The sequence below is a fragment of the Streptomyces sp. 3330 genome, from assembly GCF_031456635.1.
GTDB lineage: Bacteria > Actinomycetota > Actinomycetes > Streptomycetales > Streptomycetaceae > Streptomyces.
This window is the reverse complement of record NZ_JAVDVA010000017.1, coordinates 112,244-128,265: the sequence shown is the minus strand read 5'-3', so window position 1 is coordinate 128,265 and position 16,022 is coordinate 112,244. Positions and strand designations below refer to the sequence as shown.

The window sequence follows — 16,022 nt, the reverse complement described above, 5'->3', positions numbered from 1 at the left end:
TCGTCGACCGTGCACTGTCGTCGGCGGATAACAGGAGGGTGTCCCCGTTTATTCCCGGCCGGCCCGCCGGGGCGGCCGGCCGGTCACACCTGCACGATCGGCTCCCGGGTGAACAGGGCGCCCAGGCCGGGGGCGTTCACCCGGCGGTCGGTGAGGCGCAGGGCCTCCCAGACCGTGACCTGGTTGGCGGTGAGGACCGGCTTGCCGAGCTCCTTCTCCAGGGCGGGCAGGAACGCGGCCGTGTGCAGGGCGGTGTCCGGCAGCAGGACCGCCCGGGCGTCGGGCGCGTCGGCCGCCCGCGCGAGGGCGAACACCTCCGCCTCGCCCCAGGTGCCGACCTCGGCCGCGGTGACGATCCCGGCGCTGTGGACGCCCGTCACCTCCACGCCGCCGGCCTGCAGGAACCCGGCGAACAGCGCCGCCACGTCGTCCGGGTAGGTCGCCCCGACGGCGACCCGCCCGGCGCCGATCTCCCGGGCCGCGTGCACGAACCCGAAGGAGGTGGAGGAGGCCGCCATCCCGGCCGTGGTGGCCAGGGCGCGCACCTGCTCCTGGGCGCCCTCCCAGCCGTGCACGAAGCCGCCGCTGGTGCAGGCCCACACGATCGCCTCGGCGCCGGCCAGCCGGAGCTGCTCGACGCCCTTCGCCAGGCGCTCCGGCGCGCCCATCTGGCGCAGCGCGTCGACCCGGTGGGCGTCCTCGCCGATGTCCGTGTGGGCCAGGTCCAACCGGATGTCACTGCCCAGCAGCTGCTCGATCCGGGGGTAGTCGTCCTCGGCCGAGTGGCCCGGGTAGAGGAAACCGAGTGCGGTCATGTCCAGCCTTCCTGCTGCTCTTCGTCCGGCAGGACCGGGGGTTCCTGCGGCACGGGAAGTTCCCGCGGTACCCGGGTGTCCGGCAGCCCGGGGGGCCACACGCGCGCCGTCGTGTCCAGCAGCGCTTGATACGGTCCCACCGCTCGGGTACCCAGCCGGCGCAGCGCCGCCCACATGGTCACCTGGTTGGCCGAGATCACCGGCATGCGCAGTTCGGCCTCCAGTTGGGGGATGACGTCGTAGGTCGGCAGGTTGGTGCAGGAGATGAACAGCGCGTCGGCGCTCGCGGGAGCGGGCACCGCCCGGTGGGCCATCTCCACCACCTCCCGGTACGGCACCTTCCAGATGTGCCGGGTCAGACCCATGAACGCGCGTCCGGTGACCGTGCCGCCCGCCTCGGCCACGTACTCCTCCAGCGACCGCGTCACCGACTCCGTGTACGGCGTCACCAGGGCCACCCGGCGGGCGCCCAGCTCCGTCAGGGCCTCGACCAGCGCGCCCGAGGTGGTCACGGACGGCGTCGCACCGGCCCGGGTCATCGCCTCGCACATGGCCCGCTCCCCCGCGAGCCCGCCGACGAAGCTGCCCGACGCGCAGGCGTAGGCCACGGTCTCGGGGGCGACCGCGATCAGGGCGCGGACGGCGTCCCTGAGGGTCTCGTGCTCGCTCACCCGGCGGGCGAGGTCCAGGCTGACCTCGACGGGCACGAACGGCGTGCGGGTCAGGTGGAGCGAGACGTCGTCCGGCGTCCACCGCCACAGCTCACGGTCCAGTGCGAAGTCGAAGGGGGCGACGACACCGAGGCCGCGCTGCGCGCGGGGGCCGCCGAGAAAGGTGACGTCCATTGCGGGCACCGCCCTCACCGGGAGACAGGATGCGCAACGAGCCGCACGAACGGCCGTGTTGACGACGGTAGGTTCGGGTGCGAACGTGGTCAATCCGCGCACGTCAGGCACTTGGTCACGGACGGAGGGGGCACCGGATGGCCGTCCCCGCAGCTCTGCCCACGGTTCTCGTGCTGGACGCCGATCCCCTCCCCCGGCTCGGGCGGCTCACCGGCCGGGCCCGGGTGCTGCACACCGACGAGGCCTCCCTCGCCGCCCGGCTGCCCGCGGCGGACGTCCTGCTGGTCTGGGACTTCGCCTCGCACGCGGTGCGCGCCGCCTGGCCCGGCGAGGGGCCGCGGCCGGGCTGGGTGCACACGGCGAGCGCCGGCGTGGACCATCTGCTGTGCCCCGAGCTCGCCGCCTCGGACACGGTGGTGACGAACGCCCGCGGGATCTTCGACGAGCCGATCGCCGAGTACGTCGCCGCGCTGGTCCTGGCGATGGCGAAGGATCTGCCGCGGAGCTGGGAGCTCCAGCGGCGCGGCGAGTGGCGGCACCGGGAGGGCGGCCGGGTGGCCGGGACCCGGGCCGTGGTCGTCGGGTCCGGGCCGATCGGACGGGCCGTCGCCCGCACCCTGAAGGCGCTCGGCATGACCACGGCCGTCGTCGGCCGCGTCCCGCGCACCGGCATCCACGGCCCGCAGGACCTGGACCGGCTGCTGGCCCGCGCCGACTGGGTGATCGCGGCCGCCCCGCTCACCGAGCAGACGCACGGCATGTTCGACACGCGGCGGTTCGGCGTGATGCAGCCCTCCGCCCGCTTCGTGAACGTCGGCCGCGGCCCGCTGGTGGTCGAGGACGCGCTGGTGCGGGCCCTGGAGCGGCGGTGGATCGCGGGCGCCGCCCTGGACGTCCTCACCACCGAGCCCCTCCCCGCCGACAGCCCGTTGTGGCGGGTGCCGGGGCTGCTGATCTCGCCCCACATGAGCGGCGACACGGTCGGCTGGCGGGACGAACTCGGCGCGCAGTTCGTGGAGTTGTTCGAGCGGTGGGCGGCGGGCCGCCCGTTGAGGAACGTGGTCGACAAGCAGCGCGGATACGTGCCCGGACACTGACGTCCCCGGCCTCGGGAGAGTGCATGACCGACCTCACCACACTCACGGCGACCGAGCTCCTCGACGGGTACCGCAAGGGCGAGTTCAGCCCCGTGGAGGCGACCCGCGCGGTGCTGGACCGGGCGGAGCGGATCCAGCCGGAGGTGAACGCGTTCGTGCGGATCCTCGCCGACGAGGCGCTGGCGCAGGCCGAGGCCTCGCGGGAGCGGTGGCGGCGCGGGGAACCGGCGGGACCGGTCGACGGGGTGCCGGTGACGGTCAAGGACATCCTGCTGCTGAAGGGGCACCCGACCCTGCGCGGCTCGAAGTCCGTCGACCCGTCCGGCTCGTGGCACGAGGACGCCCCCTCCGTCGCCCGGCTGCGCGAGTCCGGCGCGGTCCTCGTCGGCAAGACCACCACCCCCGAGTTCGGCTGGAAGGGGGTGACCGACTCGCCGCTGACCGGGGTGACCCGCAACCCGCACGACCCCGCGCGCACGGCGGGCGGTTCCAGCGGCGGGAGCGCGGCCGCCGTGGCGCTCGGCGCGGGGCCGCTGTCGCTGGGGACCGACGGCGGGGGCAGCGTCCGCATCCCGGCCGCGTTCTGCGGGATCTTCGCGCTGAAACCGACGTACGGCCGGGTGCCGCTGTACCCGGCGAGCGCCTTCGGCACGCTGGCCCACGTGGGTCCGATGACCCGGGACGCGGCGGACGCGGCGCTGCTGCTCGACGTGATCGGTGTGCCGGACCCGCGGGACTGGTCGGCGCTGGGTCCGGCGGGCGGATCGTTCCGGGCCGGGCTCGACGCGGGCGTGCGCGGGCTGCGGGTGGCGTACTCGCCGTCGCTGGGCGGACAGGTCGCGGTGCGGCCGGGGGTCGCGGCGGCGGTCCGGCGGGCCGTGGAGCGGCTGGCGGAACTCGGCGCGTACGTCGAGGAGGCCGACCCGGATTTCACCGACCCGGTGGAGGCCTTCCACACCCTGTGGTTCGCCGGGGCGGCCCAGGTGACCCGGCGGCTGCGGGCGGACCGGCGGGAGGCGCTCGATCCCGGGCTGCGGGAGATCTGCGCCCAGGGCGCGCGGTACACCGCGCTCGACTATCTGGCCGCGGTGGACGTCCGGATGGAACTGGGCCGCCGCATGGGCCTCTTCCACGACGCCTACGACCTGCTCCTCACCCCGACGCTGCCGATCACGGCGTTCGAGGCGGGAGCCGAGGTTCCGGCGGGGTCGGGCCATCGGCGCTGGACGGGGTGGACGCCCTTCACCTACCCGTTCAACCTCACCCAGCAGCCCGCGGCGACGGTTCCGGTGGGGACGGACGGCGACGGGCTGCCGGTGGGTCTGCAGATCGTGGCCGCCCGCCACCGGGACGACCTGGTGCTGCGGGCCGGGCACGCGCTGCGCGGCCGGCCGTAGCCCTCACCGCCCTCACCTCACCCGGGCGGCGGGCCGGAGCGCCGGAAGCGCAGCGTCTCTCCCGCCGCACCCGTGCGCCACAGGTCGTTGCACGCGTGCGCCATCTCCTCCAGGCCCTCCACGATCCGTCCCCAGACGATGCCGGGGACCCAGCCGACGTCGCCGTTGAGGAGCAGGTTGTTGCGCTCGTAGAAGAGGGCGAGATCGACGACCGTGGTGTCCGGGCGGACCTCGCGGTCGTATCCGTAGGCCCCGGTGCCCAGTTCCGTCCCGGCGAAGGAGAAGTAGCAGAGATCTCCGGGTACCGGGGTGACGGTCGGATTCTCCAGAGGCGGCTCGGACGCCGCGAACGGCGGGAAAAGGGCGTAGATCTCGTTACGGGCGTATTTGGCGTGATAGACGTCCCCGGCGAGCGGAAGGGAATCCCAGACGGCCGCGCAGGTGATCGGCGCGCGCTCGTCGAGCAGCTCCGCCCTGGCGGTGATCCCCCGCTTGACCAGCGAGACTTCGAGGTATCGGTCGGCCATGCGTCCCATGGTCCACCCGGGGTCAAGGGGGCCTCCGCGACCGACGGGGCCGAAAGCGACCCGCATGACCCGCGTGAAGTCGGGTAGCCGCGCGCCCATGGCTCGACCACAAGTAAACCGACCAGTAACCGACAACCGACCCCACAGAGGACTCAGCCGCCGTTCCCTGCTCGCAGGCGCGGTGTCGCTGGGCGCGGTGGGAGGTCTCGGGGCGGCCGGCTGCGGCCGCGTCCCGGATGACGGGAAGGTGCTGGGAGGCAGCCTCCTGGACACCCTGCGGGACCAAGGGTCCGTGAAGATCGGCATCGCCAGCGAGCCCCCGTTCGGATACGTCGGAGACGACGGACAGGCCACCGGGGAAGCGCCCGCGATCGCGAAGGTGATCTTCAAGAGGCTCGGCATCGACGAGGTCAAGCCGGTGCCGGTGGACTTCGGCGCCCTGATACCCGGGCTGAAGGCCCGGCAGTTCGATGTCGTGTCCGCGGGGATGTACATCAACCCGGTCCGGTGCGAGCAGGTGCTGTTCGCCGACCCGGACTATCTGATGCTGGACTCCTTCCTCGTCAAGAAGGGCAACCCGCAGGGCATCAGGACGTACGCGGACATCAAGAAGAAGGGGCTCAGGCTCGCCTCCGGCAAGGCCTACGCCCAGATCGACTACGCCAAGGCCGCGGGCATCGGCGACGTCCTCGTCCTGCCGGACCAGGTGGCCGGACTCGACGCGGTCGCCCAGGGACGGGTCGACGCCTTCGCGGGCACCCGCATCACGGTCAAGGCCGCGGCGGAGGGCTCCGGACGCGTGACGGCCACCGAGCCGTTCCAGCCCGTGGTCGACGGCAAGCCCGCCTACGGCGCGGGCGGATTCGCCTTCCGCCAGTCCGAGAAGAACCTCCGCGACGCGTTCAACGAGGAGCTGCTGAAGCTCAAGGAGAACGACTACCGGGAACTCCTCCGGATCGTCGGTCCCTTCGGCTTCGCCAAGGCCGACATGACGGACCTCACGGCGAAGGAGCTGTGCGGCTGATGATGAGTTCGGAGTTCTTCACCACCTGGTTCCTGCCGGGCGTCTGGGTCACCGTCCAGGTGACGGTGTACGCCGCGGCCCTCGGCGCGGCCATCTCGTTCGGCATCGGTCTCGCCCGCGGTTCGCAGTACTGGATCGTCCGCTTCCTCGCCGGGGTCTACTTCGAGGTCTTCCGCGGCATGTCGGCGCTGGTGCTGATGTTCTGGATGTTCTTCGCGCTGCCCCTCTTCGGCTGGCAGCTGGTCCCCATGTGGGCCGGCGTCAGCGCGCTCGGCCTGACCTACGGCGCCTACGGATCCGAGATCGTCCGCGGGTCCCTGGCCGCCGTGCCCGCGGCGCAGAAGGAGGCCGGCGTGGCGCTCAACCTCACCCGCCTGCAGCGCCTGCGCCTGATCGAACTGCCCCAGGCCTGGCCCGAGATGGTGCCGCCGTTCAACAACCTGCTGATCGAGCTGCTGAAGGGCACCGCCCTGGTCTCGGTCATCACGGTGGCCGACATGACGTTCGCCGGCAATCTGCTCCGGCTGGGCACCAACGAGACGACCCCGATCTACACCCTGCTGCTGGTCCTCTACTTCGTTCTCGCCTTCCTCATCACCCGCGGCATGCGGCTGCTGGAGCGCCGGGCGAAGGCCGGGATCGGGCAGCGTCCGGAGAAGTCCGGCGGGATCGGCAGGAAGCCCGGCGCCCGCGGCGAGAGCCTGGCGGCCGGTTCGCAGTCCGCGGGAGGTATGGGATGAGCTGGGACTGGAACGTCGTGGACGACTTCATGCCGCGGTTCTGGGACGGCGTGCTCGTCACCCTCCAGGCCCTGGCCGTCGGCACGCTGATCGCCTTCACCCTGGGTCTGGTGTGGGCGCTGGCGCAGCGGTCCTCGCAGGTCTGGGTGCGCTGGCCGGTCGTCGCCGTCACGGAGTTCATCCGCAACACCCCGCTGCTGGTGCAGCTCTTCTTCCTCTTCTACGTGGTGCCGAACTTCGGCCCGTCGATGTCGCCGCTCACCACCGGCATCGTCGGTCTCGGACTGCACTACTCCACGTACACCGCGGAGGTCTACCGCGCGGGCATCGACGGCGTTCCCGCCGGCCAGTGGGAGGCGGCCACGGCGCTGAGCCTGTCCCGGAGCCGCACGTGGCGGGTGGTGATCCTCCCGCAGGCCATCCGCCGGGTCGTCCCGCCGCTGGGCAACTACGTCGTCGCCATGCTCAAGGACTCGCCGATGATCGCGACCATCGGCGCCTTCGACATGCTCGGCGAGGCCCAGACCTTCAGCAACGAGACCTTCACCACGGAGGCGCTCACGGTCGTGGGCGTGGCGTTCATCGTCATCGCCTACCCCGCCTCCCTCCTGATCCGAGCCCTGGAGCGACGCCTTGCCCGCTGAGACCAACCCCGCAGAGACCACCGACCTCCTCGCCAATCCGCCGGTGGACGGCAGCGAACTGATCCGCTTCGACAAGGTCACCAAGCGTTTCGGCGACAACACCGTCCTCGACCGGCTCGACTTCTCCGTCGACTCCGGCAAGCACGTCACCCTGATCGGCCCGTCCGGCTCCGGCAAGACGACGATCCTGCGGCTGCTGATGACCCTGGCCACGCCGGACGAGGGCACGATCAGGGTGGGCGGCGAGTACCTGACCCACGAGGAGCGCAACGGCAAGCTGGTCCGGGCCGACGAGAAGCACGTCCGCGAGGTCCGCAAGAACATCGGGATGGTCTTCCAGCAGTTCAACCTGTTCCCGAACATGAAGGTCCTGCGCAACATCACCGAGGCTCCGGTCACCGTTCTCGGGCTGTCCAGGGACGAGGCCGAGCAGCGGGCCCGCGACCTGCTCGAACTGGTGGGCCTGACCGAGCACCTCGACAAGTACCCGAGCCAGCTGTCCGGCGGCCAGCAGCAGCGGGTGGCGATCGCCCGGGCGCTGGCGATGCGACCGCAGGTCCTCCTCCTGGACGAGGTGACCTCCGCGCTGGACCCGGAGCTGGTCGTCGGCGTCCTGGACGTGCTGCGGGACATCGCCCGCACCACCGACATCACGATGCTCTGCGTCACCCACGAGATGAGCTTCGCCCGGGACATCTCCGACCAGGTCCTGATGTTCGACTCGGGTCGCGTCATCGAGTCGGGCCCGCCCGAGAAGATCTTCAGCGAGCCGGAGCAGGAGCGGACGCGGGAGTTCCTCGGCGCGGTGCTGTAGGGACTTTCCCGGGGCCGCGGGCCCGGCCCGCGGCCCCGGGACCGGGGAGCGGATCCGCCCGACAGCCCAGCTCTCGGCGACGGTGCTTGACCATGGCATATGCCAGCGGGTGAGCGCCGCAGTTGAGGGCGGCGAGGGCGGCGCACCTTCTCGTCGACAACCCCTCCCCCCGGCCCCCTCGGCCGCTATCGTGGAAGTGATTCGCTGCCCGTATCAGGAATCACGGCCAGAAAGCGACCAGGGGGGAACCGTGGCGCTGAAGCACGAGCCGACCGTGCCCTACCACTCGGCCCAGGAGGCGCTGCGCGTCCTGGAGACGGTGGCGCGGCACTCCGCCGGCGTCACCGACGCCGAACTCGCCCGCCAGACCGGACTCACCGCCGAGCGGCTGACCGCCCTCCTGCGCATGCTGCGCCGAGAGGGCTACGTCGAGCAGGTCGCCGACGGGGCGTACGTCACGGGCGACGCCCTGACCCGCCTGGGCTCCGCCCACCACCGCGAGCAGGCCCTGCGCGACCAGCTCCAGCACACCCTCGACCGGCTCCGCGACTCCGTCGGCGCCGCCGTCTACATCAGCCGGTACGTCGACGGCGAGGTGACCATCACCCAGTACGCCGACGGTCCCGCCACCCCGTCCGTCAACGAGTGGGTCGACTTCCGCTCCTCCGCGCACGCCACCGCGCTCGGCAAGAGCCTCCTCGGCCAGCTCGACCACAACGGCCGACGCGACCACCTCTCCCGGCACAAGATGGCCCGGCTCACCTCGCGCACCATCACCAGCGACAAGCTGCTGCTCTCGCGCCTGGAGGCGCAGCCGCCCACCGTCCCGATGCTCGACCTCCAGGAGTACGCGATCGGCACGGTCTGCGCGGCCGTCCCGATCACCGCGGGCTCCATGGCGGGCTGTCTCGCCCTCTCGCTGCCGGTCGAGCACGCGCACCGGCTGCGCCAGGCGGCCGAGACCCTGAACAGGAGCGCGGCTCCGGTCCTGCTGTCGCTCGCGATCTGAGATCCGTCCGGCAGACGGTTCGCGGCCCGTCCCCGGCCGGTCGGCGAGGGCGCCCGGGGGCATGGTCCTGAGCACCCCCGCGGACCGGGTAGTATTTTCTCCGTCGCCAGCCGCCGAAGGCGGAGGGCGGGAGTCATGCGCCGCTAGCTCAGTTGGTTAGAGCAGCTGACTCTTAATCAGCGGGTCCGGGGTTCGAGTCCCTGGCGGCGCACCGGTGAAGGGCCTCTCGTGCAGACGAGGGGCCCTTCGGCGTTCCCCCGGCCGCCGGACCGTCGACGTCGGCCGCCGTCAGCCGTCGGTACGTCGCCTTCCCCGGCGGCCGCCACCAGACCGGATCGGCGCAGCGGATCCCCTCCCGCCGCAGCAGCGCCCGGTGGATCTTGTTCGTGGCGGTGACGGGCATCCGCTCCAGGACCCGGACGAACCGGGGCGCCATCTTCGTCCCCAGATCGGGCTGGGCGAGCAGGAACTCGGCGAACCCGAGCGGTTCGAAGGACCCGGCGAGCGCCGCCATCACCTGGTCCCCGGTCACCGGATCCGGCACCGCGTAGACGGCCACGGCGGCCGCTCCCTCGTACCGGGCGAGGATGTTCTCGATCATCGCGGCGGCCAGGTTCTCGCTGTCGACGCGGAGCCGGTCGTCGGTGCGGCCCGCGAAGTAGAGGAAGCCCGCGCGGTCGCGGTAGAAGAGGTCGCCGGTCCAGTACTCGCCGTCCCGCCGGCGCCGCTCCGCCTCCGCCCGCGGGTTGCGCCAGTAGCCCTCGAAGGGGTTGGGGCCCCGGTTGACCAGCTCGCCGATCGCCTCCTCACCGTTCAGCAGCCGTCCGGCCGGATCGAGAACGGCCGGCGGGCACTCGGCGCGCGTCTCCCGGTCGAGGACGACGAGACCCGGCGCCGCCCGCCCGACCGCCCCCGCCGGAGTCCCCGGCGACCACTGCACGGCGGCCCCGCCCTCCGAGGAGCCGTACCCCTCCACCAGCCGCACTCCGAACCGGCGTTCGAACGCGGCCGCGTCCACCGCCCCGGCCTCGGTGCCGAAGCCGAGCCGCAGCGCGTGGTCCCGGTCGTCCGGACGCGGCCCGGTGGCCAGGACGTACTGGATCGCCCGGCCCACATAGGTGAAGTACGTCGCCCGGTAGCGCCGTACGTCCGCCAGGAATCCCGACGCCGAGAACCGCCGCCGCAGCGCCACCCCGGCACCGGCCGCCAGCGCGGGCGCCCAGTCGGCGATCACCGCGTTGCCGTGGAACATCGGCATGCAGACGTAATGGACGTCGTCCCGCCGCACGGAGAACTGTCCGGCCAGCGAGCGTCCCGCGGCGGCCAGCCGCCCCTGGGTGCAGATCGCGGCCTTGGGGGCGCCGGTCGAGCCGGAGGTGAAGTAGAGCAGGAGCCGGTCGGCGGGAGTGGCCCGGGAGGGGTCGGGGCGGGCGCCCGCGTAGGGGGCGAGCAGGTCGTCGTACTCCGGGGTGCCGGTGATCAGCAGCCGCACCCCGGGCAGGTCGAGGCCCGCGAGGAGGGGGAGGTGGGCGTGCTCGGTGATCAGCAGCCGGCATTCGGTGTGCAGGATGTCCCGGGCCAGCTCGGGACCCCGCCGGGTGGGGTTGATCCCGGCGACGGCCGCGCCCGCCAGGGCAGCCGCCGACAGCCAGAGCGGGAACTCCGGGGTGTTGTCCAGCAGCACCCCGAGATGCGGCGGGCCGTCCGGCGGCAGCAGCTCCGCCAGCAGTGCCGCGCGGGCGGCGGCGCCGGCGGCGACCTCGTGGTGGGTGAGCTCCGTGATCTCGGCACTGCCGGGACGGTCGGGGTTCCCGGGGTTCTGGCACCACAGCCCGGGACGGTGGTCGCCCCACCGGGCCGCTACGAGTTCGGCGACGGACTCCATGGCCGCGCACGGTAACTGACGCAACGTCAGAAGTGGAGGGCCGCGACACGAAGTCGTCGGGCCGGCCGTGCGGCGGACGGTGGACCCGCTCGCCCGCGACGCCCGTCCCGGGCCGTTCGCCTCCTCGAAGCGGACGGCCCGGCCCTCGCGGCCGCCGATCTCGTGGACGTGGTGCGGAGTCGGGCCGGCCACCGGGTCGGCGCCGCTCCCGGACGCCGCGCCGCGGCAGGCCGACGGTCATGATCGACGGCACGCCACGACGGAAGCCCTGCGCGTACTCCCCCGGGTCCGGACGCCGGCCCGGTCGCCCCGGTCTGCGGGGGACGTGCCCGCGCGCGGACCCGGGGGAGCTGGAGCCTCGCTCAGAACGTGACGTCGGAGCAGGCGTAGAACGCGTTGGTCGTGTCGGCCACCGTCCACACCGCGACGATCACGTGACGTCCGCTGAGCCCGGACGGCAGCGTACCGCTGTGCGAAAGGGTGGACGGGGGCCGCTGACCGCCGTAGGGCACGGTCAGGAACGGGGTGAGGTTGAGGTCGGAGCGGGCCAGGTTGTGGTTCTGGTTCCAGCCCTGCTTGGTCACGTAGTACTTGAAGTCGCTCGTGGCGTGCATGGCGGTGAACTGCCACCGGAAGGTGTAGCTCTGACCGCCGGTCACCTTGGTGGCCGGCCACGCCGCGCCCGAGGGGGTCTTCGGGCTGTCGAGCTGGGCGAAACGGGTGTTGTTCGCGGAGCAGATCCTTCCGTCTGCCGCGCCGGACGCCGGGAAGCCCTTCGGGCCCTCGACGCTCTGCGGCTCCCACTGGATGTCACCGCAGTTGGTGACGGAGCCGTTCTGGCAGAGCTTCTGCCGGCTGATGGGGAGGTCGGTGTAGCCGTGGCCGCTCGCACCCCCGGCGGTGAGCACGAAGGCTCCCGCCGTGGTGAGGCCGAGCGCGGCGGCGTACCACTTGGTCTTTTTGCGCATGCTGCCGCTCCTGGAGAACGTGGGGAGTTCACTGAGCTGAGCCGTGCAGGTCTAGACCAAGTTCGAGATTATTGCCGTTTCTTGGCTGTGTCCATATCAAAGACGCGTCGGGGCTCCCGCGCGGCCGCCCCTCACGGCCCCTGCTCCCCGCGCCCCGAACAGAAGGCCACGGTCAGGTCCTTCACCAGCGCCTTGCGCTCGTAGTCGTCGAGCTCCACGAGTCCGCGCATGGTCAGCCGGGTCACCGTGTCCTCCACCGAGTCCACGACCGACGTCAGCACACTCGCCCGGTGCTGGGCGTCGAGCGCGGCGATCCGGCGGCGGTGCATCGCGGCGGCGACCTCGGGGGCGTACTCGATCCGCAGGGGGCGCACCGAGAACACCTCCAGGCCGATCGCCCCGGCGTCCTGCGCGACCCGCCGGGTCAGCACCTCCCCGGCCGCCTCCACCGAACCCCGTCCCGCGCCCGGCGTCTCCACCGGGATCCGGGCCAGGGCCGCCTCGACGCACTCGCGCAGGTACGTCTCGTGGTCCTCCACGCCGAGCGTGGCCCGCGCGGTGTCCCGCACCCGCCACACCACGAGCGTCACCACGCGCAGCGCGACCCCGCTGCCGTCGGCCGCGGGCAGCGGCTCGCTGCGCCAGTGCCGCAGCCGTACGTCCACCCGGCGGCGCAGCAGCAGCGGGTTGACCCAGAGCAGGCCGGTGCGCCGCACGGTCCCCCGGTAACGGCCGAACAGACCGAGCACCCAGGCCCGTCCGGTCCGGCCGCGGGCCAGACCGCCGAAGCCGAACAGCCCGAGGGCGCCCGCCCCCGCGTACGCCGCCCACTGCGCCGGACCGAGTCCGGCGCCGACGAACTCCGGCAGCCGCAGCGCCTGCGCCGCCTGCGCCGGCAGCACGCCGGCCCACCACGAGGCGGCCACACAGCCGACCGCCCCGCACAGCCCGGCGAACACGCCCGCCACGCCGGGCAGCACCCGGGCCGGACGCTCCACCAGGTCCGGGTCGACCTGCGCCACCGGGCGGGGCGTGGCCGGCGTCGGCCGGCGCAGTCGCGGCTGCTCGCCGGTGCCCGCCCGGCTGCCCACCACGGCGGGCCCGAGCGGCACGGGCCGCGGCTCGGGCTCGTCCCGGAACAGCAGATGGACGGGGATCTCGGTGGTCGCCTCGTTCTGGATGAGCCGGGTGGGCCTGGACGGTCCCTCGGACTCGGGTGTCTGTGAAGTGGTCGTGTTCATTGCGTGCCTCCAGCCTCCGCGCCAGATACGCCATGACAGTGAAAGGGGATCAAGGGAGCGAGCGGGTCCCGGCAGGTCCGGGACGGGTCAGGCAGGCCCGGGACGGGTCAGGCAGGTCCGGGGCGGGTCCCGGACGGGTCCCGTTCGACTCCCGCACCGGACTCGCCCGGCTCCCGCGCCGGTCTACGAGAAGAGCCGCCGCCAGGTCTCGGGGCCCGGGTAGCCGTCCGCCGCGCCGCCCCGCCATCCCTGGGCGCGCTGGAAGGCCTCGACCCCTCGCCGGTCCGCTTCGCCCCAGCGCGGTCCGGGACCCGTCGCGTAGTACTTGCCGAACCCCTTCTTCACCAGCTGCCTCCCCAGCTGGGTGACGTACGCGTTCTGCGCGCCGGGCCGGAACATGCCCCGGCCGGGGTACGCGGGGACGCGCGGCGCGGTGGGCGCGCCGGCCGCTCCGGTGGCGGGGGACCCGATGTTCCGGCCCTGGCCGGAGACCAGCAGGGCCCAGGTCCGGGGGCCGGGGATGCCGTCGGCGTCGGCGCCGCGCCAGCCCTGTGCCTGCTGGAAGGCCAGGGTGGCCCAGCCGTCGGACGCCGACCATCTCGGACCCGGGCCCGAGGCGTAGTAGCGCGCACCGCCGCGCTCGACGAGGAGCCGGCCGAGCTGGGTGACGTACGGGTTGTTCGCGCCGGGTCCGAAGGCCGCCCGCCCCGGGAACGGCGTCGCGGCGGCGCCCGCCGCGCCGGGCTTGCTCGCGCTGCCGGAACTCGTGCCGACCTGTTCCCCGGAGCCCGGGGCGGCCGCCGTGAGGCCCTTGTAGCGGTAGGGCACGTAGCGGTCGGAATTACTCCAGTAGGCGTAGGGAGTGGTCTGCCGACGCGTGGTCGGGCGGGTCTGCTCGTAGACGAGGTAGTAGCTGTGGGTGTAGTCCGTCCAGCCGCCGAAAATGACGACGTGCGAGCCTTTCTCGGGGTTGGACGGATTGTGGAACAGCAGAATGTCGCCGGGCTGCAGCTCCTCCTTGGTAATCCGCGTCCCGAACTGGTGGAGGCTGCCCGTCCACTCGTTGCCCTGCAGGTTCCAGGCCTTGGAGACGAAGCCCGAGCAGTCCTGCCGGTAACCGTCGTACCAGTAGCTGCTCATGCTGTACGGCACTTCTGCCGAAACCCATTCCTTGGCCCGTCTGATGATGTCCGCCCGGGTCGTCGGGGGCGTTTTGACCGGCCCCGCCAGTCCCCCCGGCCGGGCCGGCTGCCCGGCCGGACCGTGCAGCGGCGCCTTGCGGCCCTGCGGGGTCTCGGGCTCTTCACCTGCGGGGACGCCGGGCCGGTCGGTGATCTGTGGGGCCGCGACGGCGGGCGCCGCATGGGCGGCGCCGAGCGTCGCGGCCGCCGCCGTGGCGACGACAGCGACGCGATGGGCGGTCGGGTGACCGCCGAACCGGGCGGGCGGGGAATTCGACCCCGCCCACCGCCGAGATACGCATCCGGGGCACTCGCAGTCGCTCTCGGGCTCGAATTCCTCGAATACCGGAGAGCCCATGCGATTCCCCTCACACTCCAGCTGGAAATGTCCGCGACTGTGCACGTTCGCCAGTTTCTCAACTGTCTTCCCGACGCGCATGCTGACGGTCCGAATGATGTACGCGGCACCCGCCCGGCCCAGTGCCGCGGCGATCCGGGAGCCAGGTGGTCCGGGGCACCCCCGGGGGTCCTGTAGAGTTATCACGTCAGCAGGCGCCGCTAGCTCAGTTGGTTAGAGCAGCTGACTCTTAATCAGCGGGTCCGGGGTTCGAGTCCCTGGCGGCGCACAGACACCGAAGGCCCCTCGCGAAAGCGAGGGGCCTTCGTCGTATGCGCCCGGTCGCCCGGCGAGCGTGCACACGGAGGGCGCACCTCCGGCAGACCCGCACGCGGCTCCCACGACGGCATACCGCACTCATGTGCGAATAGGGGTGCCGATCACACAATGCCGGCGCCGATCGGCCGTACAGCACCACGGCGGACAACGGCGCCGCGCCCGCCAGGGACGGGATACAGAGCCTCACTGACGCTCACTCACCTTGGCTGCCCAACAACGGAATTGAGGCGCACGACCGCACAACTCCCGCTCTGCATGACCGACATAAGACGCGCACAGCCCACGAGAGTGCCGGAAAACGGTCATCGGCGCGATTCTCTGGGTAGGTGAACCTCACAGCCTCCCGCGCCGGTCGCCGGGCTACTCCCGCAGCCCGGGCGCGCGCGGTCGAGGACCGGCCCGGTCGGCGGTTTCGGGGGAGCGGGCCGTCGACCGGGCCAGGTGACGTCGGACGGGACGGCCATGGCCCGTCGGACCGGGGCCGGACGCCCGTGCCGGTCAGACGCCCGTGCCGGTCAGATACGCGGACACGATCACGTTCGCCGTGTAGCTGCGGCTCACCCGGTCGAAGGTGCCGCCGCAGGTGATCAGGCGCAGTTCGGCGCGGTCCTGCTGCCGGGGGCCATAGGCCTGGCGGGCGTCGAAGCGGTCGCGCTGGACCACCTCGACGTCGTCGACGGTGAACTCGGCGACCTTCCCGTCGTCACGGACCACCCGTACCGTCTCGCCGGCCTTGAGTGTGCTGAGCTTGTAGAAGACGGCGGGCCTGGCCTCGGTGTCGACGTGCCCGACCAGCAGGGCCGTGCCCCGGGCGCCGGGTTTCGCCCCGTCGGCGTACCAGCCGACGACGCCCGCCTGGTCGAAGGGCGGTGGGTCGATGCCCCCCTCGGCGTCCAGCCCGCGGGCGACGACCGGGGCCTGCACCCCCAGGTCGGGGATGTCGATGCGTTGCGGCAGCGCCTGCCCCAACGGCTTCGCGGCGGGCGGGAGTCCGGCGTCCGGCGGGCGGCCCACCGCGGCCATGTCACCGGTGGCCGGGGCGGATATGCCGGGCCGTACGTCGGTCACCTCGCGCCCCCACAGCCACAGCCCGAGCAGCAGCACCGCCCAGGCCAGACCGGTGAGGAAGCGGCCGGAAGAGCGTTCGCGGTCGGACATC

General features: G+C 72.7%; 14 protein-coding genes, 2 tRNA genes and 1 pseudogene. 9 read left to right on the top strand and 8 right to left on the bottom strand.

Going from position 1 to position 16,022, the window contains the following annotated elements; all coding sequences use genetic code 11:
- Positions 1 to 83: 83 nt before the first annotated feature.
- Together J2X68_RS26555 and J2X68_RS26550 are read right to left on the bottom strand one after the other, a co-directional pair.
- Positions 84 to 815, bottom strand: coding sequence for a decarboxylase (locus tag J2X68_RS26555; protein ID WP_310435083.1), 732 nt, complete (start codon positions 813 to 815; stop codon positions 84 to 86).
- Positions 812 to 1,660 carry a decarboxylase gene (locus tag J2X68_RS26550; RefSeq protein WP_310435082.1) on the bottom strand — a complete coding sequence of 283 codons (849 nt, stop codon included), beginning with the start codon at positions 1,658 to 1,660 and terminating at the stop codon, positions 812 to 814. Before J2X68_RS26550 ends, J2X68_RS26555 begins: the two co-directional genes overlap by 4 nt.
- A 137-nt stretch (positions 1,661 to 1,797) precedes the next feature.
- On the opposite strand from J2X68_RS26550, the gene J2X68_RS26545 reads away from it, so the two are divergent.
- Together J2X68_RS26545 and J2X68_RS26540 are read left to right on the top strand one after the other, a co-directional pair.
- Positions 1,798 to 2,757 (top strand): D-2-hydroxyacid dehydrogenase, encoded by a 960-nt coding sequence (locus tag J2X68_RS26545; protein ID WP_310435081.1) that lies wholly within the window; start codon positions 1,798 to 1,800, stop codon positions 2,755 to 2,757.
- A gap of 23 nt (positions 2,758 to 2,780) precedes the next feature.
- Positions 2,781 to 4,154 (top strand): amidase, encoded by a 1,374-nt coding sequence (locus J2X68_RS26540; RefSeq protein WP_310435080.1) that lies wholly within the window; start codon positions 2,781 to 2,783, stop codon positions 4,152 to 4,154.
- Between the two features lie 17 nt (positions 4,155 to 4,171).
- On the opposite strand, the gene J2X68_RS26535 is transcribed toward J2X68_RS26540, so the two are convergent.
- Complete coding sequence (locus J2X68_RS26535; protein ID WP_310435079.1) at positions 4,172 to 4,681, bottom strand: DUF3830 family protein; 510 nt, start codon at positions 4,679 to 4,681, stop codon at positions 4,172 to 4,174.
- 97 nt (positions 4,682 to 4,778) lie between these two features.
- Here J2X68_RS26535 and ehuB point away from each other — a divergent pair, with 97 nt between their 5' ends.
- The 6 genes from ehuB to J2X68_RS26505 all read left to right on the top strand — a co-directional run bounded on the left by ehuB (position 4,779) and on the right by J2X68_RS26505 (position 9,123).
- Entirely contained in the window at positions 4,779 to 5,705 is a 927-nt protein-coding gene (gene ehuB / locus J2X68_RS26530; protein ID WP_310435078.1) for an ectoine/hydroxyectoine ABC transporter substrate-binding protein EhuB, read from the top strand.
- Positions 5,705 to 6,445, top strand: a complete 741-nt coding sequence (gene ehuC, locus J2X68_RS26525) for an ectoine/hydroxyectoine ABC transporter permease subunit EhuC (RefSeq protein WP_310435077.1) — start codon at positions 5,705 to 5,707, stop codon at positions 6,443 to 6,445. Before ehuB ends, ehuC begins: the two co-directional genes overlap by 1 nt.
- Positions 6,442 to 7,089: an ectoine/hydroxyectoine ABC transporter permease subunit EhuD gene (gene ehuD, locus J2X68_RS26520; RefSeq protein ID WP_310435076.1), complete on the top strand. Its 648-nt coding sequence runs from the start codon at positions 6,442 to 6,444 to the stop codon at positions 7,087 to 7,089. The genes ehuC and ehuD overlap by 4 nt, the downstream gene beginning before the upstream one ends.
- 43 nt (positions 7,090 to 7,132) lie before the next feature.
- The gene (gene ehuA / locus J2X68_RS26515; protein WP_310435158.1) at positions 7,133 to 7,903 is read left to right on the top strand and encodes an ectoine/hydroxyectoine ABC transporter ATP-binding protein EhuA; all 771 of its coding nucleotides are present in this window, start codon (positions 7,133 to 7,135) and stop codon (positions 7,901 to 7,903) included.
- 250 nt (positions 7,904 to 8,153) lie between these two features.
- Positions 8,154 to 8,912, top strand: a complete 759-nt coding sequence (locus J2X68_RS26510) for an IclR family transcriptional regulator C-terminal domain-containing protein (RefSeq protein WP_310435075.1) — start codon at positions 8,154 to 8,156, stop codon at positions 8,910 to 8,912.
- Between the two features lie 137 nt (positions 8,913 to 9,049).
- Positions 9,050 to 9,123: transfer RNA gene (locus J2X68_RS26505), tRNA-Lys, on the top strand.
- Here the strand turns inward: J2X68_RS26505 and J2X68_RS26500 are convergent.
- The 4 genes and pseudogenes from J2X68_RS26500 to J2X68_RS26485 all read right to left on the bottom strand — a co-directional run bounded on the left by J2X68_RS26500 (position 9,089) and on the right by J2X68_RS26485 (position 14,545).
- A pseudogene (locus J2X68_RS26500) lies at positions 9,089 to 10,797 on the bottom strand (AMP-binding protein). The gene J2X68_RS26505 and the pseudogene J2X68_RS26500 overlap by 35 nt on opposite strands.
- Before the next feature lie 362 nt (positions 10,798 to 11,159).
- On the bottom strand, positions 11,160 to 11,765 hold the full coding sequence (locus J2X68_RS26495) for a lytic polysaccharide monooxygenase (protein WP_310435074.1): 606 nt from the start codon (positions 11,763 to 11,765) through the stop codon (positions 11,160 to 11,162).
- 131 nt (positions 11,766 to 11,896) lie between these two features.
- Positions 11,897 to 13,006 carry an SPFH domain-containing protein gene (locus J2X68_RS26490; RefSeq protein WP_310435073.1) on the bottom strand — a complete coding sequence of 370 codons (1,110 nt, stop codon included), beginning with the start codon at positions 13,004 to 13,006 and terminating at the stop codon, positions 11,897 to 11,899.
- 183 nt (positions 13,007 to 13,189) lie between these two features.
- Positions 13,190 to 14,545, bottom strand: a complete 1,356-nt coding sequence (locus J2X68_RS26485; protein WP_310435072.1) for a peptidoglycan-binding protein — start codon at positions 14,543 to 14,545, stop codon at positions 13,190 to 13,192.
- A gap of 194 nt (positions 14,546 to 14,739) precedes the next feature.
- On the opposite strand from J2X68_RS26485, the gene J2X68_RS26480 reads away from it, so the two are divergent.
- Positions 14,740 to 14,813 (top strand) — tRNA-Lys (locus J2X68_RS26480).
- Between the two features lie 548 nt (positions 14,814 to 15,361).
- On the opposite strand, the gene J2X68_RS26475 is transcribed toward J2X68_RS26480, so the two are convergent.
- On the bottom strand, positions 15,362 to 16,021 hold the full coding sequence (locus tag J2X68_RS26475; protein ID WP_310435071.1) for a class F sortase: 660 nt from the start codon (positions 16,019 to 16,021) through the stop codon (positions 15,362 to 15,364).
- Between the last annotated feature and the right edge of the window lies 1 nt (position 16,022).

Excerpts from the sequence above, each read along its gene's own strand:
- J2X68_RS26555 (WP_310435083.1), bottom strand. The coding sequence starts at position 815 with ATGACCGCACTCGGTTTCCTCTACCCGGGCCACTCGGCCGAGGACGAC.
- J2X68_RS26550 (WP_310435082.1), bottom strand. The coding sequence starts at position 1,660 with ATGGACGTCACCTTTCTCGGCGGCCCCCGCGCGCAGCGCGGCCTCGGT.
- J2X68_RS26545 (WP_310435081.1), top strand. The coding sequence starts at position 1,798 with ATGGCCGTCCCCGCAGCTCTGCCCACGGTTCTCGTGCTGGACGCCGAT.
- J2X68_RS26540 (WP_310435080.1), top strand. The coding sequence starts at position 2,781 with ATGACCGACCTCACCACACTCACGGCGACCGAGCTCCTCGACGGGTAC.
- J2X68_RS26535 (WP_310435079.1), bottom strand. The coding sequence starts at position 4,681 with ATGGCCGACCGATACCTCGAAGTCTCGCTGGTCAAGCGGGGGATCACC.
- ehuB (WP_310435078.1), top strand. The coding sequence starts at position 4,779 with ATGGCTCGACCACAAGTAAACCGACCAGTAACCGACAACCGACCCCAC.
- ehuC (WP_310435077.1), top strand. The coding sequence starts at position 5,705 with ATGATGAGTTCGGAGTTCTTCACCACCTGGTTCCTGCCGGGCGTCTGG.
- ehuD (WP_310435076.1), top strand. The coding sequence starts at position 6,442 with ATGAGCTGGGACTGGAACGTCGTGGACGACTTCATGCCGCGGTTCTGG.
- J2X68_RS26495 (WP_310435074.1), bottom strand. The coding sequence starts at position 11,765 with ATGCGCAAAAAGACCAAGTGGTACGCCGCCGCGCTCGGCCTCACCACG.
- J2X68_RS26490 (WP_310435073.1), bottom strand. The coding sequence starts at position 13,006 with ATGAACACGACCACTTCACAGACACCCGAGTCCGAGGGACCGTCCAGG.
- J2X68_RS26485 (WP_310435072.1), bottom strand. The coding sequence starts at position 14,545 with ATGGGCTCTCCGGTATTCGAGGAATTCGAGCCCGAGAGCGACTGCGAG.
- J2X68_RS26475 (WP_310435071.1), bottom strand. The coding sequence starts at position 16,021 with ATGTCCGACCGCGAACGCTCTTCCGGCCGCTTCCTCACCGGTCTGGCC.